Genomic DNA, 24,911 nt, shown 5'->3' with positions numbered 1-24,911 from the left:
GGTTCTATTATAAAACTTTTTGTATGAGAGGCTGAGCGGTAATTTCAATGATACCAGGCGGCCAGCGTACGGCGCAGGCTGTCTATCAGACGCCGTTTCCATTCCACGGTGGAGGTCCGGTACTGCAAAAACAGGCTACCAATAGCCTGGTCGCCGGACAGCGGCAGCGTAAAAAGCTGGGCTTTGTTATTCAGGGTATCAAACCATGGGGCCGGCACGATAGCCATCAGCGGGGCATTGCGCAGGGCGGGAGCGAGCTGGCCGTAGTCGCTACAGGTAAAGGCCAGGCGGCGTTCGAGCCCGGCACGTGCCTGCTGGCGATCGAGCTCGTTAATGCCCTGCGGCCAGGGGTGACAATAGAAATGATCAAACTGCGGCAGTTCGTCAAAGGCCAGAGTTTCACGCCCGTTAAGTCTGGAGGACAGTGGTTCGCCGAAAACAGCAATCAGGCGCGTGCTGCCTACGCGCTCATAATGCAGGGCACTGACGCGTTTTTGATGATCGCCAATCGCAATCAACAAATCTATTCGTCCCTCCAGCAGCTCATCACGCCACGCACGCCGTTCAAACGTCAGGCATTCAATAATGGCCCCGGTCTGATGCCCTTTGCGGGCGAGTTCCGGCGTGAGCAACACATTCAGCGCCGGGGGCAGAACCAGACGAAATCGGCGCTCCTCCGCATGCTCTTCGCCAAATAATTCTTCATTCAGGGACACGAAGAGCGGGATCAGGCGTTCTTTAATACCGAGGGCGAAAGATGTGGGCACCTGGGCATTGCCTTCCCGACGAAAAAGCGGATCGCCCAGGGCATCACGCAGGCGGGCGAGAGCATGGCTGACGGCGGACGGGCTAAGCGCCAGCTTTTGCGCCGTTCGGCTGGTCGAGCCGGTGGTTAACATCACGTACAGCACCTTCAGCAGATTCATGTCTAATTGCAGGATATTCACGCCATCATTTCTCAATTGCATCGGACTAAATTGCCCGGCAGTATACTGCGCCTCCTGACCAAAAGGAGCCACCTGTGAACCGTTATAGTCTGTTATTTACCTGCATGATTTCAGTTTTCTCTGCCGGCAGTTCTGCGGCATTAAATCCAACCCAACCGCTGTCTGCCGCGCCGCCTTATTCGCTTTTTGAAGGCTGGGCCAAACCGGTCAAACCGTTCCGTATGGCAGCGAACGTCTGGTATGTCGGCACCGAAAATCTCTCGTCCATTCTGATTACCACGCCTGAGGGACATATTCTCGTCGACGGTGCGCTGGACGCAAGCGCCAGGGGCATCAAAGAGAATATTGCTTCTTTGGGATTCGACATTCGCGACGTGCGGTTCATCCTCAACAGCCATGCCCGGCTCGATCAGGCCGGGGGCATTGCCAAACTGAAAAAGTGGAGCGGGGCAAAGCTGGTTGCCAGCAGGGAGAATGCTGACCAAATGGCGCGGGGAGGCAAAGAGGATTTTGCGCTGGGAGACGCGCTGCCCTTTCCACCGGTCACCACGGATAAAATCATTCATGACCACGAGACGCTAAAGCTGGGCGGCGTAACCGCGACAGCGCTGCTGACACCAGGGCATCTGCCGGGCAGCACGTCATGGCTGTTTGCGCTGCCAGGTGGGTACACGCTTATTTACGCCGACAGTCTCGCCACGCCGGACTATTATCTGGTGGCGAACAAGAATTACCCGACGCTGGTGAACGACATCCGCCACAGTTTTGCCACGCTCGCGGCACAAAAAGCGGACATTTTCGTGGCGAACAAAGGGGAACGCTTTGGTCTGGCGGAGAAACAGGCCCGGCTTGCCGCCGGAGATAGCAACGCCTTTATCGACAGAGACGGGTTACAACGCTATGTGGATCTCTCTCGCCAGCGCTTTGAAGCGCAACTGAAACAACAAACGGAATAATAGGGCTTTTTGCGATCCGTCAGGCAGGTCGGCTGTCATTTTTCTGTCACAATATATTCTTCACATTTTATTAATCACTCCCTGAGGAATAAGTAATGAAGAAAAAAATTGTTGCCTCATTGCTGGCCGCCGCCTGTCTTGCCCCAGGTCTGGCGAAAGCGGACGCCGTGCCGGACGGCTACCAGCTGCAGCAGGTTTTGCTGATGAGCCGTCATAACCTGCGCGCGCCGCTGGCCAACAACGGCAGCGTGCTTGAGCAGTCTACCGCGCAGGCATGGCCGGAGTGGGATGTGCCGGGCGGGCAGCTCACCACCAAAGGCGGGGTGCTGGAAGTCTATATGGGGCATTACATGCGTGAATGGCTGGCGAGCCAGAATCTGGTAACCAGCGGCGAATGCCCGGCACCGGAAAGCGTTTATGCCTATGCCAACAGCCTTCAGCGCACCGTCGCTACCGCGCAATTCTTCATTACCGGGGCTTTCCCTGGCTGCGATGTGCCGGTACATCACCAGGAAAAAATGGGCACCATGGACCCGGTGTTCAACCCAGTGATCACCAACGACTCGCCGGAGTTTAAAGCCAAAGCCGTTCAGGCGATGGAAAAACAGCGCACTGAATACAAGCTGGCCGACAGCTATAAACTGCTGGAGCACATTGTCGGCTATAAAAACTCGCCAACCTGCAAAGAGAAGCAGCTATGTGAGCTGAATGGGCCAAAAGACGTCTTTAGCGCCAATGCGACTCAGGAGCCGGGCGTTAACGGTTCCCTGAAGGTGGGCAATGCCCTGGTCGATGCGTTCACGCTGCAATATTACGAAGGTTTCCCGATGGACCAGGTCGCGTGGGGAAAAATCAAAACGGCGGAACAGTGGCGCGTGCTTTCCCAGCTCAAAAATAGCTATCAGGACACGCTGTTTACTTCCCCGGAAGTGGCCCGCAACGTCGCGGCTCCGCTGGTGAAATACATTCAGAACGCGTTAACGTCCAAAGAAGCCGCTTCAGGGCCGAAAGTGACGCTGATGGTGGGGCATGATTCGAACATTGCGTCGCTGCTGACCGCGCTGCAGTTCAAGCCTTATCAACTGCCGGGGCAGTATGAGCGTACCCCGATTGGCGGCAATATTCTGTTCCAGCGCTGGCATGATAAGACCAACAACCGCGACCTGCTGAAAGTGGAATACGTTTACCAGAGCGCCGACCAGCTGCGCAATGGCGATGTGTTAACCCTGAAGCACCCGCCAAAACGTGTGACGCTGGAGCTGGAAGGCTGCCCGACGGACACCAACGGCTACTGCTCATGGGATAAGTTTAGCGAAGTGCTGAATGAAGCTGTGAAGTAAGAAGAGGCTGCCCCCGAAAGGGGGCAGCAGAAGGATTAAACGTTTTTGCGCTCGATGGTCTGTTCGCCCCAGAAGAGCGAGTCCTTATCGGTTTTAGCAAAGGCGAGCGGCAGGACTTCATCGCTCCCTTCTTCCCAAATTTTTTCGGCCAGCTTTTCGTCATACTTCGCCAGCTCAAAAATGGCTTCTGCAATTTCTGGTGAGGTGTTGCGAAGACTCGCCCACTCGCCAACGTGGTGGGCTTTTGCCTGAGATGTGGTCATCACTCCTCCGTTAACCTTTCAGTTTAACCGCCAGGCCTGCGACGTGCTCTCCCTGATAGCGGGCGATCGCCAGTTCTTCCTGACTTGGCTGGCGTGAGCCGTCGCCGCCGGCAATGGTTGTTGCGCCGTAAGGCGTGCCGCCGCGAACCTGAGAAACATCAAACAGCTCCTGTGCCGCATAGCCGATAGGCACAATCACCATCCCGTGGTGGGCGAGCGTGGTCCAGGTGGAGGTGATAGTCTGCTCCTGGCCGCCGCCGGTGCCGGTAGAGCTGAATACGCTGCCCAGTTTGCCGTAAAGCGCGCCGGAAGCCCAAAGGCCGCCCGTTTGATCGAGGAAGGTGCGCATCTGGCCGGCCATATTGCCGAAGCGGGTAGGGGTACCGAAGATGATAGCGTCGTAGTCGGCCAGCTCCTGCGGCGTAGCGACCGGCGCGGTGTGGGTTTTGCCCCCGGCTTTAGCAAAGACTTCCGCGGACATGGTTTCGGGCACGCGCTTTATCGTCACTTCCGCCCCATCGACTTTCTGTGCACCTTCCGCCACGGCTTTAGCCATAGTTTCGATGTGTCCATACATTGAATAATAAAGCACCAGTACTTTAGCCATCTTGCTTCACTCCTCAGTTGAACTGCAGTTTTACTGCACTCCTTTAAAGATATGACCTGTGGCGCAGAGTGCAAACCTGAATGGCCTTTCCTTGATACATCACAAGCGCAGATGAAATTTTGACCCTGTAGCATTAGCTAACATTTTACTGGCTGTTTTTTGACCATGTAGAAGAGGGGCTTATCGCGCCGCAGTGGAAGGATAAAAAGATAAGCTCACCGGCATGTTTCTGGATATGTCTGAACAGAAGCCCGACCGCGCCGGTGCACTAAGCTTAGAGCCACGCGGTAACGTTGGCGGCAGGCCCGCCTGGCCGCGTGGCAAAAGCGTTCTCTTTTATTGAATGCAATATGATGTCCTAAATCCGGAGGTTAGAAATGGCAAACCATCGTGGTGGTTCAGGTAATTTCGCTGAAGACCGTGAAAGAGCATCAGAAGCAGGTCGTAAAGGTGGCCAGCACAGCGGCGGTAACTTTAAAAACGATCCGCAGCGCGCCTCAGAAGCTGGTCAAAAAGGGGGTAAAAACAGCCACGGCAGCAAAAATAAATAGCCGTGACTTTGTGAAGCGCAGGGCGAATTAACGCTTGCGCCGAAATACCCCGACCGCCGGTTAGCCGGCGGTTTTCTATTTTCCCATTGCAACAAAATGTGACTGGAAGCACTATAGCACATCGACTTTCACCCTGATTTTTCCGGTCTCCCTCATGTCTGCGCCATTAAGCCGTTATAAATTCTCCGTTAAGCCGCAGGAAGCGCTGCTTATCCTCATCACCATGTTCTGGGGCGGCACATTCCTGGCTGTGCAGTACGCCATGACGATGAGCGACCCGTTTTTCTTTGTTGGTCTGCGCTTCGCCACCGCCGCCATTGCCGTCGGGCTGCTGTCGCTGAAATCTCTGCGCGGGTTAACCTGGCTGGAAATCAAAGCGGGGGGGCTGATCGGCGTGGCGATTGCCATCGGCTACAGCATGCAGACCTGGGGACTCCAGACAATTCCCAGCAGCAAATCCGCCTTTATTACCGCGATGTACGTGCCCGTTGTGCCGCTCCTGCAGTGGATTTGCCTTGGCCGTATGCCGGGGCTGATGTCCTGGATTGGCGTCGTGCTGGCCTTTGTTGGCCTGATTTTTCTTGCCGGGCCGGAAGGCACCAGCCTTTCGCTGGGGGCCGGGGAAATCATTACGCTTATCGGGGCCGTGGCGATTGCCGCTGAGATAATCCTGATCAGCGCCTGGGCGGGGAAAGTGGATATCAAACGTGTGACTGTAGTACAGCTGGCCACGGCTTCGCTCGTGTCGTTTGCAGCGATGGTCCCTGCCGGGGAAAGTGTGCCGCATTTCAGCCCTGGGCTGGTGATGATTGCCCTGGGGCTTGGGATTTTCAGCGCCATCATTCAGGTGACGATGAACTGGGCGCAGCGCAGCGTGTCGCCGACACGAGCCACGGTAATTTATACCGGCGAGCCGGTTTGGGCGGGGATCTTTGGCCGCATGGCGGGCGAGCGCCTCCCGCTGCTTGCGCTGGTTGGCGGGGCATTGATCGTCCTCGGGGTGCTGGTTAGCGAGCTGAAGCTCAAGCGCAAGAAAGCGGCAAACGCGAAGCGCGACTGGCAGGAAGATACCGAAGGCGAGGGCGTCTGAGCTATACTTCAGGCCAGCGAAAAAAAGGAGAACTCGCATGGCCGCCACCGACATCAAAACCCCTGGACGCCGGTCGAAAGCCGTCGCCGCCAAAAAACAGGCCATTCTTGACGCTGCGCTGGCGTTTTTTTCGCAATATGGCATCCACGGCACCAGCCTTGAGCAGGTTGCCGAGCGGGCCGAAGTGTCAAAAACTAACCTGCTTTATTACTACCCTTCCAAAGAAGCGCTCTACATCGCAGTGCTGAAGCAGATCCTGGATATCTGGCTGGCACCGCTGCGTGCCTTTCGGGAAGATTTGCAGCCGCTGGTGGCGATTGGGGAATACATTCGCCTCAAGCTTGAAGTTTCAAGGGATTATCCGCAGGCGTCGAAGCTGTTTTGCCTGGAGATGCTGCAGGGGGCGCCTTTGCTGAAAGGCGAGCTGACGGGCGACCTGAAGGCCCTGGTGGATGACAAATCGGCGATCGTTGCGGGTTGGGTAGCCAGCGGTAAACTTGCTGCCGTTGACCCGCATCACCTTATTTTTATGCTTTGGGCCACGACCCAGCACTACGCGGATTTTGCCAGCCAGGTTGAGGCCGTTACCGGCAATACGCTGCAGGATGAAGACTTTTTCCGCCGCACGGTGGAAAACGTGCAGCGGATGATTATTGAGGGGATTCGGGTGCGCTAATCGCGCTTACTTAGGGGGCAGGACGCAGCTTACGTCGCCCTCTTCGCACTCCAGCGTGCCCTTCAGCAGCTCGGTACGTTCCAGCGTTTTATCCGCCAGGCAGTTGGCACGTACCATCGGGTAGACCGAACCTTGTTCCGCGCCAGAACTCATAAAATCACAGTCCGCATCGCGGAAGGCAATCCACGCGTTCTGCGCCTTTTTAAGCAGTTCTTTTTGCTTGTCGGTTGCCCGGGACATCACTTCTTTATAGGTTTTATTCAGCCGCTCGTCCTGCTTTTTATACTCTGCGGCATAGCACTGGTTCATATCGGCCTGGGTGGCGGCGGAATCACAGCCATCGGCCAGGGCGGCCCCGCTCAGCAGCAGCCCGCCAACAAGTAAACACACGCGTTTCATTCTGGTGTCCTCATCAAAAAAAAGCTCTCATAACGAGAGCCTTTGTATCCTGACAGACTGTTAACCGATTGTCATCAGGCTGGCGTTGCCGCCAGCGGCAGCGGTGTTCACGCTCAGAGAACGCTCCACGTAGAGACGCTCAAGCAGGATGTTACTTTCCCCGCGCGCGAAGCCCTGAACGGAAACAATCGCCCCGGTGCGAGCCGCGACGGCTTCGCAAAGTTTGCGCAGCTGGTCGGAGTCGCCGTGGTAAATCACCGCCTCAAACGGCTGCTTCAGCAGATCTTCCGGATTGGCAAAATCAACCTGCTGCTGCACGACTTTAGGCAACTGCTTCGCCAGGTCGCGATGCAGGCTGTCATCCGCCCACAGCACGCGGCTGCCCACGCTGGTTACCGCCGCCAACTGTACTAGCGCATCGCGCTCATCGTCGGCGACGCAAAGAATGCGTTCACGCGGCAGCAGAGCATATGTATTGCGCTCTCCGGTTGGGCCAGGCAGCACGCGCAGCGTTCCGCTTTGCGCCAGCTCACCAAACGGCTGGCAAACGGCTTTCAGCTCTTCGCGGTTGGTCGCCCACTCGCTCAGTGCCTGATGGGCAACCTGCAGATCGCTCTTCAGGGAGGCATCCACCGGGATTTCCGCATCGTGGCGGTTGAAAGTGGTTTGCAGCGCATTTTCAGGGCGATTCGCCAGCAGGCGGTACAGGTACAGCGGACCACCGGCTTTAGGGCCGGTACCGGACAGGCCTTCGCCGCCGAAGGGCTGAACGCCAACCACGGCGCCGACCATGTTGCGGTTAACGTACATGTTGCCGACGTGGGCGGAGCCGGTGACCTGGGCAATCGTCTCGTCGATTCGGGTATGCACGCCGAGCGTCAGACCATAGCCAGCGGCATTGATCTGCTTAATCAGCGATTCAAGATTGTTGCGGCTGTAGCGCACCACGTGCAGCACCGGGCCGAAGACTTCTTTCTTCATCTCGTCGAAGCTTTCCAACTCGATAAGGGTTGGCGCTACAAAGGTGCCGGACTGCCATTCGCGCGCGTCCACGCTGTTTTCACGCACGGCCTGGAACACGGTGCGGCCTTTGGCACGCATCGCCTGGATGTGCTTCTCAATATTCTGCTGCGCTTCGGCGTCAATCACTGGCCCAATGTCGGTGGTCAGGCGGCCTGGGTTACCCATGCGGCATTCCGCCATGGCACCACGAAGCATTTGCAGCGTGTGGTCAGCCACGTCTTCCTGCAGGCAGAGTACGCGCAGGGCGGAGCAGCGCTGCCCGGCGCTGTCGAAGGCGGAGGAAACCACATCCACCACAACCTGTTCGGTTAGCGCGGAGGAGTCCACGATCATCGCGTTAAGGCCGCCGGTTTCCGCAATCAGCGGCGTTGGGCGGCCCTGAGGATCGAGGCGGTCGGCGATATTGCGCTGCAGCAGAGACGCGACTTCAGTTGAGCCGGTGAACATCACTCCGCGTACTCGGGAGTCTCCTGTGAGCTGCGCCCCGACGGTTTCACCGCGGCCGGGCAACAACTGGAGTACGCCCGCAGGTACGCCTGCTTCAAGCAGGATCGCCACGCCCTGGGCGGCGATCAGTGGAGTTTGTTCCGCAGGCTTGGCCAGCACGCTGTTCCCGGCGGCAAGCGCGGCGGCAATCTGGCCGGTAAAGATAGCCAACGGGAAATTCCACGGGCTGATACAGACCACCGGGCCAAGAGGACGATGCGTTTCATTGTCGAAATCGTCACGCACCTGGCCTGCGTAATAATGCAGGAAGTCCACGGCCTCACGCACTTCGGCGATGGCGTTGCTGAAGGTTTTACCCGCTTCACGCACAAGGATGCCGATCAGCTGCTGCATGCGGCTTTCCATCATCACGGCGGCGCGTTCGAGAATAGCGGCACGCTCCTGCGGCGGGGTGGCAAACCAGATTGGCGCGTGGTTGACGGCATTCTCAAGCGCGAGGGAAACCTCTTCGCTCGTGGCTTCACGAGTGTAGCCCACAATGTCGGTTGGCTCGGCCGGGTTTTTCACCGGCGTTAATTCGCCTTCAATAACCGGCTGTTCCAGCACCGGTGTGGCGTGCCATTTCTGTGCAGCGCTGTTCAGCAGGGCGGAAGAAAGCGACGCCAGGCGGTGTTCGTTAGCTAAATCAAGGCCGCTGGAGTTGGCGCGTTCCGCCCCGTAAAGCGCTTTCGGCAGGGCGATTTTAGGATGCGGCAACCCTGGCTGGCCTTCTTTGGCGGCCATGGCTTCCACCGCGCTCACCGGGTCCGCAACCAGCTCGTCCAGCGGCAGGGTGGCGTCGGCAATGCGGTTGACGAAAGAGGTGTTGGCGCCGTTTTCCAGCAGGCGACGCACCAGGTAAGCCAGCAGCGTTTCGTGCGTACCCACCGGGGCGTAAATGCGGCAAGGGCGGTTCAGTTTGCCGTCTGCGACTTTCCCCACCACCTGCTCATATAGCGGCTCACCCATGCCGTGCAGGCACTGGAACTCGTACTGGCCTGGGTAGTAGTTCTGCCCGGCCAGATTATAGATAGCAGCCAGCGTGTGGGCGTTATGGGTCGCAAACTGCGGATAGATCAGGTTCGGCACGGCCAGCAGTTTCTTGGCGCAGGCGAGGTAGGAGATGTCGGTGTACACCTTGCGGGTATAGACCGGGTACCCTTCCAGACCGTCGACCTGGGCGCGTTTGATTTCGCTGTCCCAGTAGGCGCCTTTGACCAGGCGAATCATCAGGCGGCGACGGCTGCGGGTGGCCAGATCAACCAGGTAATCAATCACAAACGGGCAGCGCTTTTGGTAGGCCTGGATAACAAAGCCGATGCCGTTCCAGCCCGCCAGCTCAGGTTCAAAGCAGAGTTTTTCCAGCAGATCGAGGGAGATCTCCAGGCGATCCGCCTCTTCGGCGTCAATATTAATGCCAACGTCATACTGGCGAGCCAGCAGCGTGAGGGACTTCAGGCGCGGGTACAGCTCTTCCATCACGCGGTCGTACTGCGCACGGCTGTAACGTGGGTGCAGAGCGGAAAGCTTGATGGAAATACCCGGGCCTTCATAAATCCCGCGGCCGTTGGACGCTTTACCGATGGCGTGAATCGCCTGCTGGTAGGAAACCATATAGGCCTGCGCGTCGGCGGCGGTCAGCGCAGCTTCGCCCAGCATGTCGTAGGAGTAGCGGAAACCTTTCTCTTCCAGCTTGCGGGCGTTAGCCAGCGCTTCGGCGATGGTTTCGCCGGTCACGAACTGCTCGCCCATCAGGCGCATCGCCATGTCCACGCCTTTACGCACCAGTGGTTCACCACTTTTGCTGATGATGCGGTTCAGGGAGCGGGAAAGGCTGGCTTCGTTATGGGTGGACACCAGGCGGCCGGTAAACAGCAGGCCCCAGGTTGCCGCGTTCACGAACAGCGACGGGCTGCGGCCAATGTGCGAGTGCCAGTTCCCGTTGCTGATTTTGTCGCGGATCAGCGCGTCTCGGGTGGCTTTATCCGGGATACGCAGCAGCGCTTCCGCGAGGCACATCAGCGCCACGCCTTCCTGGGAAGACAGGGAGAACTCCTGCAGCAGGCTCTGAACCATGCCCGCGCGGCCGGACGCCGTTTTCTGGTTGCGCAGCTTGTCGGCCAGCTGGTAAGCCAGCTTTTGCGTTTGTTCGGCGATGGCCGGCGCCAGGCGAGCCTGCTCAAGGATCATCGGGACTGCGTCGGTTTCAGGGCGACGCCACGCGGCGGTAATCGCGGCCCGACTGACGGACTGCGGCAGGATCTGCTCGGCAAAATCGAGGAACGGCTGCGCCACTTCTTCAGGCTGCACCGGAGATTCTTCGCTCTCATTGGCCGCCCCGGCCAGCAGGGCTGGTAGCTCAGGCAGCTCATCGCTGCTTTCCAGGCGCTCAAGATAATTAAAAATCGCCTGCTTAATCAGCCAGTGTGGGGTGCGGTCAATGCGTGAGGCGGCTTCTTTAATGCGGTCGCGCGTCGCTTCATCCAGTTTTACGCCCATCGTGGTGGTGCCCATACGACAGTCTCCAGGTTAATGATGATTCGGGGTTGTGCTTTGTTAGCCAGCAATATCTATGAAGTTGCAACTTTGTGCAACCTTGTTAAATCGAAGCCGATAAAGGGCCCGCAAAAAAGAGGAATTGTTACCAGTAAGATAAGAAAATCGTCTGACGGAGCGGGAAGCGGAACGCTAGATTTATTGATGAAGTTAACACTTTTTAACGGTGCAACCGCTAAAAGTGTGAGTAAGTGCAACCTGGTGAAAAATGCTTACCTAAGGCAGATGCAAGCGATGTAAATGCCGTGTTAAATCGTTTGTGAAAAATAAAGGGTTCCGGCAGGATGCATTCCCCATTACATCACGATAACAACACAGCGCCTCGTTCCGGCGCGAAGCAGCCTGGTCAGAGAGAGCAGGCGTAATAGCTATGGAGAAGTCTGAATGACAATTAGCACACCGATGCTGGTGACCTTCCTCGTTTATATCTTTGGCATGATTCTCATCGGCTTTATCGCCTGGCGTTCAACCCGCAGCTTTGACGACTATATTCTTGGCGGCCGTAGCCTCGGGAGCGTGGTGACCGCGCTGTCGGCGGGCGCCTCGGATATGAGCGGCTGGCTGTTAATGGGGTTGCCGGGCGCGATCTTTATCTCCGGGATTTCAGAAAGCTGGATCGCCATCGGCCTGACCTTAGGGGCGTGGATCAACTGGAAATTAGTGGCGGGGCGCCTGCGCGTTCACACGGAATTGAACAACAATGCGCTGACGTTGCCGGATTACTTTACCGGGCGTTTTGAAGACTCCAGTCGCCTGCTGCGGATTATCTCGGCGCTGGTGATCCTGCTGTTCTTCACCATTTATTGTGCTTCCGGCATCGTGGCCGGGGCGCGCCTGTTTGAAAGCACCTTTGGCATGAGCTACGAAACGGCGCTGTGGGCCGGGGCGGCCGCTACCATCCTCTATACCTTTGTGGGCGGGTTCCTGGCGGTGAGCTGGACGGATACCGTGCAGGCCAGCCTGATGATCTTTGCGCTGATTCTGACGCCGGTGATGGTGATCATTGCCGTTGGCGGCCTCGATGATTCCCTGATGGTGATTAAGCAAAAGAGCATCGAAAACATCGATATGCTGAAAGGGCTGAACTTTGTCGCTATCGTTTCGCTAATGGGCTGGGGCCTGGGCTACTTTGGCCAGCCGCATATTCTGGCGCGCTTTATGGCGGCGGATTCACACCACACCATCGTGAACGCACGGCGCATCAGTATGACCTGGATGATCCTCTGCCTGGCGGGTGCCTGCGCGGTGGGCTTCTTCGGGATTGCCTACTTTAACAACAACCCGGAGCAGGCCGGGGCGGTGACGCAAAACGGCGAACGGGTGTTTATCGAGCTGGCGCAAATCCTGTTCAACCCGTGGATTGCCGGGGTATTGCTCTCCGCGATTCTGGCGGCGGTGATGTCCACGCTGAGCTGCCAGCTGTTGGTGTGCTCCAGCGCGATTACCGAAGATCTGTACAAAGCTTTCCTGCGTAAAGGCGCGAGCCAGAAAGAGCTGGTGTGGGTAGGGCGCATGATGGTGCTGGTGGTGGCGCTGGTGGCGATTGCCCTGGCCGCTAACCCGGAAAACCGCGTGCTGGGCCTGGTCAGCTACGCCTGGGCCGGTTTTGGCGCGGCGTTTGGCCCGGTGGTGCTGTTCTCGGTGATGTGGTCACGCATGACCCGCAACGGGGCGCTGGTAGGGATGATTGTCGGGGCGGCAACCGTGCTGGTCTGGAAGCAGTTTGGCTGGCTGGGGCTGTACGAAATTATCCCTGGTTTCGCTTTCGCCAGCCTGGCGATTGTGGCGGTGAGCCTGCTGGGGAAAGCACCTTCAACGTCCATGCAGAAGCGTTTCGCCGAAGCTGATGCGGTTTATCACACCGCGCCGCCGAGCAAGCTGCAGCCTGAGTAACAGGTGATCTTTTACAGGGCCGATTAATCCGGCCCTTTATAGGTTGCTGACAAAGAGGAAAAAAGCGTGGTTTTTCCCTCTTTGTGGTGAGTAGCCGAAAATCAATGAATTGATTTTCCTGTTTTTTTAACGAGCTGTCTGATATTTCTTCTCTCGTCAGAGGGTTGCCATCAGTCTGAAGGGCCGGTTAATCCGGCCCTTTATAGGTTGCTGACAAAGAGGAAAAAAGCGTGGTTTTTCCCTCTTTGTGGTGAGCAGCCGAAAATCAATGAATTGATTTTCCTGTTTTTTTAACGATCCGTCTGATATTTCTTCTTTCGTCAGAGGCTTGCCATCAGTCTGAAGGGCCGGTTAATCCGGCCCTTTTTACATCTGGTCATAAATATGTAATCCCCGTCTCTTGTTTTTCTTTTCAGCGCTAATGATAATCACAATCGTTATGGTTTACTTTTCTTTACGTCAATTGACTTGTATTCACATCTGAGGTGTCAGGCATGTTTGTTCCGTTTCTCATCATGTTACGCGAAGGGCTGGAGGCAGCGCTCATCGTTAGCCTGATTGCCAGCTATCTGAAGCGTACCCAGCGCGGCCAGTGGATAGCCGTGATGTGGATTGGCGTTTTTGCCGCCGCTGCACTTTGCCTGGGCCTCGGTATCTTCATCAATGAAACCACCGGCGAGTTCCCGCAAAAAGAGCAGGAGCTGTTTGAGGGGATCGTGGCGGTTATTGCCGTGTTTATTCTGACCTGGATGGTGTTCTGGATGCGTAAAGTGTCCCGTAACGTCAAGGTGCAGCTGGAGCAGGCGGTGGATAACGCGCTGCACAGCAAAGGCAACCACGGCTGGGCGCTGATCATGATGGTCTTTTTCGCCGTCGCGCGTGAAGGTCTGGAGTCGGTGTTCTTCCTGCTGGCGGCTTTCCAACAGGACGTGGGCATTTGGCCACCGCTGGGGGCGATGCTGGGCCTGGCCACCGCCATCGTTTTAGGCTTCCTTATTTACTGGGGCGGGATTCGCCTCAACCTGGGCGCGTTCTTTAAATGGACCAGTCTGTTTATTCTGCTGGTGGCCGCAGGCCTTGCAGCCGGTGCCGTGCGCGCATTCCACGAAGCCGGGCTGTGGAACCACTTCCAGGATATCGCGTTTGATATGAGCAACACGCTCTCCACCCATTCGCTGACCGGCACCTTGCTGGAGGGGATTTTTGGTTATCAGGAAACCCCAACCGTGAGCGAAGTGGCGATGTACTTCATCTATCTGATTCCGGCGCTGGTGCTGTTCTTTATGCCGCCACGCGTGAACAACCAGGCGACCAATACGGCTCGTTAATTGATTTCCGGCGGGGCGACTCGCCGTTCAGTGATAACTACTCATTGCTTAATAGGGATAGGTCATGACCAAACATTTTCGTCTGAAGGCACTGCACGTTGCGCTGCTCGCGCTTGTCTCTTCCACGTTTGCCGCGCAGGCGGCGGACATTCCCCAGGTAAAAGTCACCGTCACGGATAAACAATGTGAGCCGATGAATGTGACCGTGAACGCCGGGAAGACCCAGTTCATTATCCAGAATAACAGCCAGAAAGCGCTGGAGTGGGAGATCCTGAAAGGGGTGATGGTAGTGGAAGAGCGTGAAAACATCGCGCCGGGCTTCTCCCAGAAGCTGACCGCTAACCTGCAGCCGGGTGAATACGACATGACCTGCGGTCTGCTGACCAACCCGAAAGGCAAGCTGGTGGTGAAAGCGACCGGCAAACAGGAAGCACCTAAATCCGATCTGCTGGCGCTGACCGGTCCAATCACCGACTACAAAGCCTACGTGACCGCTGAAGTGGCTGAGTTGGTGAAAGGCACCAAAGCCTTTACCGACGCGGTGAAAGCCGGCGATTTAGAGAAAGCCAAAGCCCTGTATGCGCCAACTCGTCAGCATTACGAGCGTATTGAGCCGATTGCTGAGCTGTTCTCAGACCTCGACAGCAGCATTGATGCCCGTGAAGACGACTTCGAGAAAAAAGCGGATGACCCGAAATTCACCGGTTTCCACCGTCTGGAGAAGATCCTGTTTGGCGACAACACCACCAAAGACGCCGCGCAGTTTGCCGACAAGCTGAACGCCGACGTGCTGGATCTGCAGACTCGTGTTTCCGAGCTGGCCTTCCCGCCGAGCAAAGTAGTTGGCGGTGCAGCTGGCCTGATTGAAGAAGTCGCTGCGACCAAAATCAGCGGGGAAGAAGACCGCTACAGCCACACTGACCTGTGGGACTTCCAGGCGAACGTCGACGGCGCGCAGAAAATCGTTAACCTGCTGCGTCCTCAACTGACCAAAGAGAACCCGGCGCTGCTGGCGAAAGTGGATGCCAACTTCAAGAAAGTTGACGCCATTCTGGCGAAGTACCGCACCAAAGACGGGTTTGAAACCTACGACAAGCTGACGGATAACGATCGCAAGGCACTGAAAGGGCCGATCACGACGCTTGCGGAAGACCTGTCTCAGCTGCGTGGCGTGATGGGCCTGGACTAAGCATCATGAGTGATAAGGACAACACCGGCGCGCACCAACCGGCGCGCCGCCAGCTGCTGAAAACACTGGGCGCCCTTGGGGGCGCTTTTGCCGTGGGCGGCGGGTGCCCGATGGCGGCCCATGCGGCGAATCCGGCCTCTTCGCCGGGCACGCTGCCGCCGGATGGTCGCCTTGAAAGCCAACCGCTGTATGGTGAACACCAGGCCGGGATTCTGACACCCCAGCAGGCCGCCATGATGCTCGTGGCGTTTGACGTGCTGGCCAGTGACAAAGCCGACCTCGAACGTCTGTTCCGCTTGCTGACCGCCCGCTTTGACTTCCTGACCAGCGGCGGCCCGGCACCGGAAACGCCAAATCCACGGTTACCGCCGATGGACTCTGGCATTCTTGGGGCGGAAATTTACCCGGATAACCTGACGATCACGGTTTCTGCCGGCAGCTCGCTGTTTGACGAGCGTTTTGGCCTGCAAAAGCAGATGCCGAAAAAGCTACAGCCAATGACCAGTTTCCCGAATGATTCGCTGGATGCCAGCCTGTGTCACGGCGATTTGCTGCTGCAGATTTGTGCCAACACCAACGACACTGTGATCCACGCGTTGCGCGATATTATCAAGCACACGCCAGATCTCCTCAGCGTGCGCTGGAAGCGGGAAGGGTTCATCTCCAACCATGCGGCGCGCAGCCGAGGGAAAGAGACGCCCATCAACCTGTTAGGCTTCAAAGACGGCACGGCCAACCCGGACAGCCATGATAAGCCACTGATGGACGACGTGGTTTGGGTAACGAAGCAACAGCAGGAGCCAGCCTGGGCTACCGGCGGTAGCTATCAGGCCGTGCGCATTATTCAGTTCCACGTTGAGTCCTGGGACCGTACGCCGCTGAAAGAGCAGCAGACTATCTTCGGGCGAGAGAAACACAGCGGTGCGCCGCTGGGTATGACAAATGAGCATGATGTGCCGGACTACGCCGCCGATCCGGACGGCGATGTGATTGCGCTGGATGCCCATATCCGCCTTGCAAATCCAAGGACCAAAGAGACGCAGTCGGGGCTAATGATGCGGCGGGGCTACAGCTATTCACTGGGCGCCACCAAATCCGGTCAGCTCGACATGGGGCTGCTGTTCGTCTGCTACCAGCATGACCTTGAAAAAGGCTTCCTGACGGTGCAGGGCAGGCTGAACGGCGAGGCGCTGGAAGAGTACATCAAGCCGATCGGCGGTGGGTATTTCTTCGCGCTGCCGGGCGTGCCGGATAAACAGCATTATCTGGGGCAGGGGATGATTGAGGCGTAATTATTGCCGTACCGGTTATGAGAGCCGGGAACGAATCTTCCCCTAACCCCGGCCCTCTCCCCACAGGGGCGAGGGAGAAAACAGTCGACGGGAGCATTATTTATTCCCTCTCCCTGCCAGGGAGAGGGTAAATCCAGAAGCGACATTGTGACTGAGGGAAACCTTAGCCGTTCTTATCGAGAGTGGTTTATGTAGATTTTCATTTGCTAACAATTCGCTCCCCCAATTATTCATTACAATTCCCTATGACTATCCCGCTGATATATTTCTGTAATATTGATGTGCGAAAACGGTACACAGCAGCGGATTGCGATTAAACGTTACTTAAAAGTGAAATTTATGTTGCATTTTGGGTGATGTTTGGTGTACTTAAAGCATGAGCGGTAGTTCCCTGCTGTGACGTTTAATCACTACGGAGATCGCGAATGGTTGGGTCCTGTACTGGACGGTTACTTAAACACTTTACCCGCACTACCCAGCGCGGAGGCCTCTCCTCCGGCTTCGCTATCTTCACCGCTAAATTTCCCCATTCAGAGTCAAATCAGCGTCCTAACGGTGCGTCAGGCAACGTTTCGCGTTCGCTTAACGCACCCTCTCAACCGGCAGTTAATGGCTTACAAGGAAGCCAAACCTCATCCGTTAGTGGCCATAATCGCGCCTGTCCAGACGGCGCGGGAAATGAAACCAACTGTAAGGTGCCATCCATGGGAAGACAGAAAGCTGTGATCAAAGCTCGTCGCGAAGCAAAACGTGTGCTGAGACGGGATTCGCGTAGCCACCGGCAGCGTGAAGAGGAATCGGTCACCACGCTTGTGCAGATGAGCGGCGTAGAATCTATAGGCATGGCGCGCGACAGCCGCGACCATTCACCTATCGAAGCGCGGAATGAAGCTCAGGCGCACTATCTTAATGCCATCGAGAAAAAGCAGCTGATATTTGCTACCGGCGAAGCCGGCTGTGGCAAGACGTTCATCAGCGCGGCAAAAGCCGCTGAGGCCCTGATACATAAGGATGTCGACAGGATTATTGTTACCCGTCCGGTGCTGCAGGCCGATGAAGATCTCGGCTTCCTCCCCGGTGATATCTCAGAAAAGTTCGCCCCGTATTTCCGCCCGGTGTATGACATCCTGGTGCGACGTTTAGGGTCGTCTTTTATGCAGTATTGCCTGCGGCCTGAAATTGGTAAGGTTGAGATTGCGCCGTTCGCCTATATGCGCGGACGCACTTTTGAAAATGCCGTGGTTATTCTGGATGAGGCGCAGAATGTCACCGCAGCGCAAATGAAGATGTTCCTCACCCGCCTCGGGGAAAACGTGACGGTTATCGTCAATGGCGATATCACGCAGTGCGATTTACCTGCGGGCGTACCGTCCGGTTTAAGCGATGCGCTGAACCGTTTTGAAGAGGATGACATGGTCGGCGTTGTTCGCTTTGGTAAGCAGGATTGTGTGCGCTCGGCCCTCTGCCAGCGCACGCTGAACGCCTACGACTGACGGTCTTCAACGATTTAGACAAAAGCCCAAACTTCGGTTTGGGCTTTTTTATTTGCGCGAATTATTTGGCCAAACTGTGAAGGGGGTCATAACACCAGGTCAAGGAGAGACAATTTATGAGGCATGAGAATTATCTCTCTTCAGAATGCATGCCGTATACTTTCCTCAAGCAGAGACAATAGTCTCTCTCCACAAACCCGCTTTGGAACAGCAACAATACGCCACGGAAGTCCGTTACAGCGTATTGAGACTTGAGGAACAACTTATGCAAAAGAAAAAAATTTACCTGTTCTGCTCCGCTGGGATGTCAACCTCGCTGTTAGTGACCAAAATGCGAGCGCAGGCCGAAAAGTATGAAGTGCCGGTAGAAATTGAAGCTTTCTCTGAGTCTTTGGCCAGCGAGAAAGGGAAACATGCGGACCTGGTATTACTCGGGCCACAAATTGCCTACATGCAGGCAGATATCAAGAAATTGTTGCCCACCAAGCCTGTAGAAGTTATCGATTCTGCTCTGTACGGTAAAGTCGATGGGCTGGGTGTGTTGAAAGCGGCTGTGGCAGCAATTAAGAAAGCAGCGGCCGAGAGTTAATTTTTTATTCTTGTTTTGTTTAATTTTCCGTCAAAGAGCGACTTACACCTACAGCCGTAAGTAATTACGGCTTTCAAGGATATTTATAATATGAGTAAAGTCATTGATTCACTTGAGAAGGTTCTCCTGCCTTTTGCTGTAAAAATAGGAAAGCAGCCTCACGTTAATGCCATTAAAAACGGTTTTATTAAATTAATGCCATTAACCCTAACGGGGGCAATGTTTGTTCTGATCAACAACGTATTCCTGAGCTTCGGCGCAGGGTCATTCTTCTACTCGTTAGGCATCCGTTTAGACCCCGAGACCATTGAAACCCTGAATGGGTTTAAAGCTATCGGCGGCAATGTGTACAACGGTACGTTGGGCATAATGTCGCTGATGGCGCCTTTTTTCATTGGCATGGCATTAGCTGAAGAAAGAAAGGTCGATCCTTTGGCCGCGGGCTTATTATCCGTCGCAGCCTTTATGACCGTTACGCCATATAGCGTAGGCGAAGCCTATGCCGTGGGCGCTAACTGGTTAGGCGGCCAGAATATTATTTCCGGTATGATTATCGGTCTGGTTGTCGCGGAGCTGTTTACCTTTGTTGTGCGCCGGAACTGGGTAATTACCCTGCCGGACAGCGTACCGGCCTCAGTATCCCGCTCGTTCTCGGCGTTAATCCCAGGCTTCCTGATTCTGTCTATCTTCGGGATCATCTCCTGGGCGCTGTCTCACTACGGCAGCAACTTCCACCAGATCATCATGGACTCCATTTCGACTCCGCTGGCGTCAATGGGGAGCGTGGTTGGCTGGGCATACGTGATTTTCAACTCCCTGCTGTGGTTCTTCGGTGTTCACGGTTCCCTGGCGCTTACCGCTCTGGATAACGGCATCATGACCCCATGGGCGCTGGAAAACGTGGCGCTGTACCAGCAGTACGGTTCTGTTGAAGCCGCTATCGAAGCGGGCAAACAGTTCCACTTCTGGGCGAAACCAATGCTCGACTCCTACATCCTGCTGGGGGGTTCCGGTGCGACGCTGGGTCTGATTATCGCTATCTTCATCGCCTCTCGCCGCGCCGATCACCGTCAGGTGGCTAAGCTGGCGCTGCCGTCAGGCATCTTCCAGATTAACGAACCGATTCTGTTTGGTCTGCCGATCATCATGAACCCGGTCATGTTCATCCCGTTTGTGGCGGTACAGCCGATTCTGGCCGCGATCACCCTGATTGCGTACTCCATGGGCATTATCCCGCCGGTCACCAACCTGGCACCGTGGACCATGCCTACCGGCCTGGGCGCCTTCTTCAACAGTAACGGCAGCGTCGCTGCACTGCTGGTGGCGCTGTTCAACCTGGGTGTTGCAACGCTGGTGTACATGCCGTTCGTTATCCTGTCCAACAAGGCACAGGCGGTTATTGAAGAAGAAGAAAGCGAAGAAGATATCGCTAACGCACTGAAATTCTAAGTTCAGCCGGGGGAGGGAATGCCTCCCCCGTTTTCAGAATCCGGGGAGCACGCTTATGTTTGATTTAGATAATGTTGTTGAAACTGAAGTAGAAGTGGACGATCTCGAAGAAGTGGTGATGGGCTTAATCATCAATTCAGGCCAGGCCCGCAGCCTAGCCTACGGCGCGCTCAAAAAGGCCAAGCAGGGTGACTTCGCCGGGGCTAAAGAGATGATGGACCAGTCCCGCACGGCGCTGAACGAAGCGCATCTGGTGCAGACTAAGCTGATTGAAGGCGACCAGGGCGAAGGCAAAACCAAAGTGAGCCTGGTGCTGGTACACGCGCAGGACCACCTGATGACTTCGATGCTGGCGCGTGAGCTGGTCACCGAGTTGATTGAATTGCACGAGAAAATGGACAAGTAGCAGGTCAGCATATGCAGCCAGAGATAGACAATATGGAAATTAACATTGTTCGTGAAAGCCAGCTGTTTAACGGCAAGTGTTTCCATGCGTTTATCTACACCAAAGAAGAGAGCGTGAGCGGGCTGCACCAGCATGACTACTACGAATTCACAATCGTGTTGACCGGGCGCTACTACCAGGAAATTAACGGTAAGCGCGTACTGATGGAGCGAGGCGATTTTGTCTTTATTCCGGTCGGTTCCCATCATCAGAGTTTCTACGAGTTTGGTGCGACCCGGTTATTTAACGTGGGGATCAGTCAGCAGTTCTTTGAACAGCATTATATGCCGCTGCTGCCGTCCCATTTGGTGGCCTCACAGGTTTACCAGATTAAGGATGAATTCCTGGCGTTTATGGAATCGGTGATTGCCTCGTTTAATTTCCGCGAAGGGGAATTTAACGAGTTCCTCGAAATGGTGAGTTTTTATGTCGTCAATCGACTCCGCCATTATCGGGAGTCGGAAAATCAGGATGATATCCCATTGTGGTTAAAATCCACCGTTGAAGGGATGCACGACAAAATGCGTTTTGGTGACAAAGCCTTATTAAACATGGTCGCGCTTTCGGGTAAGTCGCAGGAATATTTGACGCGCGCCACTCAGCGCTATTATGGCAAAACGCCGATGCAGATTATTAACGAAATCCGCATTAATTTTGCCAAGAAGCAGCTGGAGATTACTAACTCATCGGTGACCGATATTGCCTTTGAGTCCGGCTACAGCAGCCCCAGCATGTTTATTAAGAACTTTAAAAAGGTCACCTCTTTTACGCCAAATAGTTATCGGAAGAAATTGTACAGCATTAATTAAGGTGCTGGTTAATTACCACGGTCAATATTGCGTTTTTATTAACTTATTCAATTTTCTAAATACGGCGCGTGGCGCTGTACGGGAGCCTGTATGACTAAGAAATTAAAAGTTGTTACTATCGGTGGCGGCAGCAGCTATACCCCAGAATTACTTGAAGGTTTTATTAAGCGCTATCATGAACTACCGATTACCGAACTTTGGCTGGTGGATGTCGAAGCCGGTAAAGAAAAGCAGGATATTATTTTCAATCTTTGCCAGCGCATGATTGAGCACGCCGGTGTGCCGATGACGGTACACAAGAGCCTCGACCGCCGTGAAGCGCTGAAAGACGCGGACTTCGTGACCACCCAGCTGCGCGTGGGCCAGCTGAAAGCGCGCGAGCTGGATGAGCGTATTCCGCTGAGCCACGGTTATCTTGGCCAGGAAACCAACGGCGCGGGTGGCCTGTTCAAAGGGCTGCGCACCATTCCAGTGATTTTCGACATCATCAAAGACGTGCAGGAAATCTGCCCGGATGCGTGGGTTATCAACTTCACTAACCCGGCCGGGATGGTGACTGAGGCGGTATTCCGCCATACCAACTTCAAAAAATTCATCGGCGTGTGCAACATCCCTGTTGGCATGAAGATGTTTATTACCGACGTACTGAAGCTGACCCCGGAAGATGACCTGGGGATCGATCTCTTCGGCCTGAATCACATGGTGTTCATTAAAGATGTGCTGGTGAACGGCGAATCCCGCTTTGCTGAACTGCTGGACGGCGTAGCCAGCGGTAAACTGAGCGCTAACTCGGTGAAAAACATCTTCGATATGCCGTTTAGCGAAGGGCTGATCCGTTCTCTGAACCTGCTGCCGTGCTCTTACCTGCTGTACTACTTCAAGCAGAAAGAGATGCTGGCCATCGAAATGGGCGAGTTCTACAAAGGTGGCGCGCGTGCTTCCGTGGTGCAGAAGGTCGAGAAACAGCTGTTCGAACTGTATAAAGATCCTAACCTGGATGTGAAACCGAAAGAGCTGGAGCTGCGCGGCGGGGCTTACTACTCTGACGCCGCATGCGAAGTGATCAGCGCTATCTACAATGATAAGCAGACCGAGCACTACGTGAACATCCCGCACCATGGGCACGTGGACAATATCCCGGCGGACTGGGCTATCGAAACGACCAGCATCATTGGCCGTGATGGCGCAAGACCTCACCCGCGCGTGACTCACTTCGACGAGAAAGTGATGGGCCTTATTCATACCATCAAAGGCTTCGAAGTGGCGGCGAGCCAGGCGGCGCTGAGCGGTGAATTCAACGATGTGCTGCTGGCGCTGAACCTGAGCCCGCTTATCCACTCTGACAAGGATGCGGAAGTGATTGCCAAAGAGATGCTGCTTGCCCATAAAGCCCATCTGCCAAACTTTGCGAAAACTATCGAAAAACTGGCGTAATGCCTTGCCCTCCCCGGACGGGGAGGGCCACTCAAGAGGGATGCTATGGACCGCTTACTGATTATCAACGCCGATGACTTTGGCCTGAGTAAGGCGCAAAACTACGGCATCATCGAAGCCTTTCACCACGGTGTGGTGACGTCAACCACCGCGATGGTTAACGCTGAAGCCATTAAACACGCTGCCGGGCTGTGCGCACGCTATCCGGGGTTGGGGGTCGGCATGCACTTCGTGCTGACGCTGGGACAGCCGCTGACCAACATGCCGGTGCTAACCCGCGAAACGGGCGTACTGGGTAAATGGATTTGGGAGATGGCCGAGCAGGGGCAGTTGGATCGGGACGAGATCAAACGCGAACTGGAAAGCCAGTATCAGCGCTTTATCGAGATTTTTGGTATTGAACCAACCCATCTTGATAGCCATCATCACGTGCATATGATTCCGGAAATTTTCCCCATCGTTGCGGCGTTTGCCAGCGCGAAAGGGATCCCGCTGCGTGTCGATCGTGATGCCGCAGCCCGGGACAACATTTCCCTGGATGGCGTGCGGACTACGCAAGGGTTTAGCAGCGAGTTTTACGGCGATTCGATTTCTGAAAGCCTGCTTCTGGAGTGCGTGGATGCTTCGGCTAAGCGAGAGGAAGCCTCGCTGGAAGTGATGTGCCACCCGTCATTTGTGGATAACACGCTGCTGAAAAGCAACTACTGCTACCCGCGCCTTGCGGAGCTGGAAGTGCTTACCTCCGCGGCGTTGAAGTACGCGATTGCCGAGCGAGGCTACTGTCTGGGCACGTTCCGCGATCTCTAACCCCTATTCGTACTTCGGCCTGCTGTCGATAAGGTGTATTATTGCTGCATCTTATCGACAATCATTGACCGGACGTTTGTACCGGTTAACGAGGTGCAGCTATGTCCGGAAAACGCATCCAACGCGAAAAGCAAACCATCGCTAAAATGCTCGCCCTGTACGAGCGCAAAAACCCAGCTGCCAGCCCCGATCCAGACCACTACTCACGGCTATACGACTACGCTGCCAAAAGGTTGGATCGCTGCGCTTTTGGCGAAGAAAAGCCCGCCTGCAAGCAATGTCCCATCCACTGCTATCAGCCCTCAAAACGTGAAGAAATGAAGCGGGTGATGCGCTGGAGTGGTCCCCGAATGCTGTTTCACCATCCGATTCTGACCGTGCTTCATTTGATGGACGATCGCCGTCCGGTTCCGCCGCTGCCGGAGAAATACCAGCGTAAGAAAGAGTGACGGAGTCAGTCATGCCGGTTTCATCTTAATCGTGTATAAACGCTGACAATAACGCGGCGTTATGCCCGGAGGGTAGGCGATGGGATACGTGGAAGAAATGAGGGCGCTGGTAGGCCACCGGCTTTTATTACTGGCCGGGGCGAATGTCATCATCACCGATGATCAGCAGCGCATTTTGTTGCAGCTGCGGCGTGATGGCGGCTGGGGATTGCCCGGCGGTTTGCTTGAGCCCGGTGAAAGTTTTGAAGAAACGGCTATTCGTGAAGTGAAAGAAGAGACGAATCTTGATGTTCACGACCTGACTTTACTCGGCACTTTTTCGGGTTCGGACTATACGTTTACGCTCGAGAATAAAGACAGGATTAACGTCATTACTTCACTGTTCGAAGTGACAAGCTGGTCAGGCCGTATGATTAGTGACCCTACAGAAGGTCTGGCGCTCACCTTCTTTGCGGAAAGCGAGATCCCGGCAGAAACAAAGGATGAATACAGGGGTTATATAAACTACTACCTGGCGCAAAGAGTTGCTAAAAAGTAACTGCAGGTTATATTCGAACCCAACCCTTATAGTGAAACATGCGAAAAAAAAGCCCGCATTTGCATGCGAGCTCTTCTTTAAATATGGCGGTGAGGGAGGGATATCACTCGCGCCGTCCATGGCGCTCGCCCTACGGGTTGCCGGAGGCAATGCAAAACGGCCATCCTGCCGTTTTGTCGAACCCTGGTCGAGGGTTCTCATCCGTCCCTCGTGGTGCAACATGCGAAAAAAAAGCCCGCATTTGCATGCGAGCTCTTCTTTAAATATGGCGGTGAGGGAGGGATATCACTCGCGCCGTCCAT

General features: G+C 55.3%; 23 protein-coding genes. 18 read left to right on the top strand and 5 right to left on the bottom strand.

The features are described 5' to 3' along the window. Positions 1-44 precede the first annotated feature (44 nt). Positions 45-947: a LysR family transcriptional regulator gene (locus tag A936_RS06045; protein ID WP_008455660.1), complete on the bottom strand. Its 903-nt coding sequence runs from the start codon at positions 945-947 to the stop codon at positions 45-47. A 74-nt stretch (positions 948-1,021) separates the two neighbouring features. Here A936_RS06045 and A936_RS06040 point away from each other — a divergent pair, with 74 nt between their 5' ends. Both A936_RS06040 and agp read left to right on the top strand, forming a co-directional pair. Beyond that, the gene (locus tag A936_RS06040; protein WP_008455657.1) at positions 1,022-1,903 is read left to right on the top strand and encodes an HARLDQ motif MBL-fold protein; all 882 of its coding nucleotides are present in this window, start codon (positions 1,022-1,024) and stop codon (positions 1,901-1,903) included. A gap of 95 nt (positions 1,904-1,998) precedes the next feature. Then, entirely contained in the window at positions 1,999-3,243 is a 1,245-nt protein-coding gene (gene agp / locus A936_RS06035) for a bifunctional glucose-1-phosphatase/inositol phosphatase (protein WP_008455654.1), read from the top strand. Between the two features lie 35 nt (positions 3,244-3,278). On the opposite strand, the gene A936_RS06030 is transcribed toward agp, so the two are convergent. Continuing rightward, positions 3,279-3,506, bottom strand: coding sequence for a YccJ family protein (locus A936_RS06030; RefSeq protein ID WP_008455653.1), 228 nt, complete (start codon positions 3,504-3,506; stop codon positions 3,279-3,281). 10 nt (positions 3,507-3,516) lie between these two features. Then, a complete protein-coding gene (gene wrbA, locus A936_RS06025) occupies positions 3,517-4,113 on the bottom strand; it encodes an NAD(P)H:quinone oxidoreductase (protein ID WP_008455652.1) in 597 nt (198 codons plus the stop codon). A gap of 377 nt (positions 4,114-4,490) precedes the next feature. Between wrbA and A936_RS06020 the strand changes: the two genes are divergently transcribed. The 3 genes from A936_RS06020 (at position 4,491) to rutR (ending at position 6,430) form a co-directional block, all read left to right on the top strand. Further along, entirely contained in the window at positions 4,491-4,664 is a 174-nt protein-coding gene (locus tag A936_RS06020) for a con-10 family general stress protein (protein ID WP_008455651.1), read from the top strand. Between the two features lie 154 nt (positions 4,665-4,818). Further along, positions 4,819-5,754 carry a DMT family transporter gene (locus A936_RS06015; protein WP_008455650.1) on the top strand — a complete coding sequence of 312 codons (936 nt, stop codon included), beginning with the start codon at positions 4,819-4,821 and terminating at the stop codon, positions 5,752-5,754. A gap of 37 nt (positions 5,755-5,791) precedes the next feature. Next, the gene (rutR, locus tag A936_RS06010) at positions 5,792-6,430 is read left to right on the top strand and encodes an HTH-type transcriptional regulator RutR (protein WP_008455649.1); all 639 of its coding nucleotides are present in this window, start codon (positions 5,792-5,794) and stop codon (positions 6,428-6,430) included. Between the two features lie 6 nt (positions 6,431-6,436). Here the strand turns inward: rutR and A936_RS06005 are convergent, their stop codons facing one another. Together A936_RS06005 and putA are read right to left on the bottom strand one after the other, a co-directional pair. Beyond that, positions 6,437-6,829 (bottom strand): lysozyme inhibitor LprI family protein, encoded by a 393-nt coding sequence (locus tag A936_RS06005; RefSeq protein ID WP_008455648.1) that lies wholly within the window; start codon positions 6,827-6,829, stop codon positions 6,437-6,439. 60 nt (positions 6,830-6,889) lie between these two features. Further along, positions 6,890-10,852, bottom strand: coding sequence for a trifunctional transcriptional regulator/proline dehydrogenase/L-glutamate gamma-semialdehyde dehydrogenase (putA, locus tag A936_RS06000; RefSeq protein ID WP_008455647.1), 3,963 nt, complete (start codon positions 10,850-10,852; stop codon positions 6,890-6,892). 426 nt (positions 10,853-11,278) lie between these two features. Between putA and putP the strand changes: the two genes are divergently transcribed. The 13 genes from putP to A936_RS05930 all read left to right on the top strand — a co-directional run bounded on the left by putP (position 11,279) and on the right by A936_RS05930 (position 24,609). Continuing rightward, entirely contained in the window at positions 11,279-12,787 is a 1,509-nt protein-coding gene (gene putP / locus A936_RS05990; RefSeq protein WP_008455645.1) for a sodium/proline symporter PutP, read from the top strand. A gap of 494 nt (positions 12,788-13,281) precedes the next feature. Then, positions 13,282-14,115: an iron uptake transporter permease EfeU gene (efeU, locus tag A936_RS05985; protein ID WP_008455644.1), complete on the top strand. Its 834-nt coding sequence runs from the start codon at positions 13,282-13,284 to the stop codon at positions 14,113-14,115. A gap of 64 nt (positions 14,116-14,179) precedes the next feature. Beyond that, positions 14,180-15,304 carry an iron uptake system protein EfeO gene (gene efeO, locus A936_RS05980; protein ID WP_008455643.1) on the top strand — a complete coding sequence of 375 codons (1,125 nt, stop codon included), beginning with the start codon at positions 14,180-14,182 and terminating at the stop codon, positions 15,302-15,304. A gap of 5 nt (positions 15,305-15,309) precedes the next feature. Continuing rightward, on the top strand, positions 15,310-16,596 hold the full coding sequence (efeB, locus tag A936_RS05975; RefSeq protein WP_008455642.1) for an iron uptake transporter deferrochelatase/peroxidase subunit: 1,287 nt from the start codon (positions 15,310-15,312) through the stop codon (positions 16,594-16,596). 704 nt (positions 16,597-17,300) lie between these two features. Further along, positions 17,301-18,089: a phosphate starvation-inducible protein PhoH gene (phoH, locus tag A936_RS05970; protein WP_008455641.1), complete on the top strand. Its 789-nt coding sequence runs from the start codon at positions 17,301-17,303 to the stop codon at positions 18,087-18,089. A 265-nt stretch (positions 18,090-18,354) separates the two neighbouring features. Further along, positions 18,355-18,678 (top strand): PTS sugar transporter subunit IIB, encoded by a 324-nt coding sequence (locus A936_RS05965; protein ID WP_008455640.1) that lies wholly within the window; start codon positions 18,355-18,357, stop codon positions 18,676-18,678. Positions 18,679-18,768: 90 nt separating this feature from the next. Next, positions 18,769-20,127, top strand: a complete 1,359-nt coding sequence (chbC, locus tag A936_RS05960) for a PTS N,N'-diacetylchitobiose transporter subunit IIC (protein ID WP_008455639.1) — start codon at positions 18,769-18,771, stop codon at positions 20,125-20,127. 55 nt (positions 20,128-20,182) lie between these two features. Beyond that, the gene (chbA, locus tag A936_RS05955) at positions 20,183-20,533 is read left to right on the top strand and encodes a PTS N,N'-diacetylchitobiose transporter subunit IIA (protein ID WP_008455638.1); all 351 of its coding nucleotides are present in this window, start codon (positions 20,183-20,185) and stop codon (positions 20,531-20,533) included. A gap of 11 nt (positions 20,534-20,544) precedes the next feature. Further along, entirely contained in the window at positions 20,545-21,381 is an 837-nt protein-coding gene (gene chbR / locus A936_RS05950; RefSeq protein WP_034808027.1) for a transcriptional regulator ChbR, read from the top strand. Between the two features lie 90 nt (positions 21,382-21,471). Continuing rightward, positions 21,472-22,815, top strand: coding sequence for a 6-phospho-beta-glucosidase (locus A936_RS05945; protein WP_008455636.1), 1,344 nt, complete (start codon positions 21,472-21,474; stop codon positions 22,813-22,815). Positions 22,816-22,860: 45 nt separating this feature from the next. Further along, entirely contained in the window at positions 22,861-23,622 is a 762-nt protein-coding gene (gene chbG / locus A936_RS05940; protein WP_008455635.1) for a chitin disaccharide deacetylase, read from the top strand. A gap of 101 nt (positions 23,623-23,723) precedes the next feature. Then, positions 23,724-24,071: a nitrous oxide-stimulated promoter family protein gene (locus A936_RS05935; protein ID WP_008455634.1), complete on the top strand. Its 348-nt coding sequence runs from the start codon at positions 23,724-23,726 to the stop codon at positions 24,069-24,071. Between the two features lie 79 nt (positions 24,072-24,150). Continuing rightward, positions 24,151-24,609: an NUDIX hydrolase gene (locus A936_RS05930; RefSeq protein ID WP_008455632.1), complete on the top strand. Its 459-nt coding sequence runs from the start codon at positions 24,151-24,153 to the stop codon at positions 24,607-24,609. Positions 24,610-24,911 lie beyond the last annotated feature (302 nt).

The organism is Enterobacter sp. Ag1 (assembly GCA_000277545.1).
In the GTDB taxonomy this organism is placed as follows: domain Bacteria; phylum Pseudomonadota; class Gammaproteobacteria; order Enterobacterales; family Enterobacteriaceae; genus Cedecea.
This window is presented reverse-complemented; position numbering and strand designations above follow the sequence as displayed.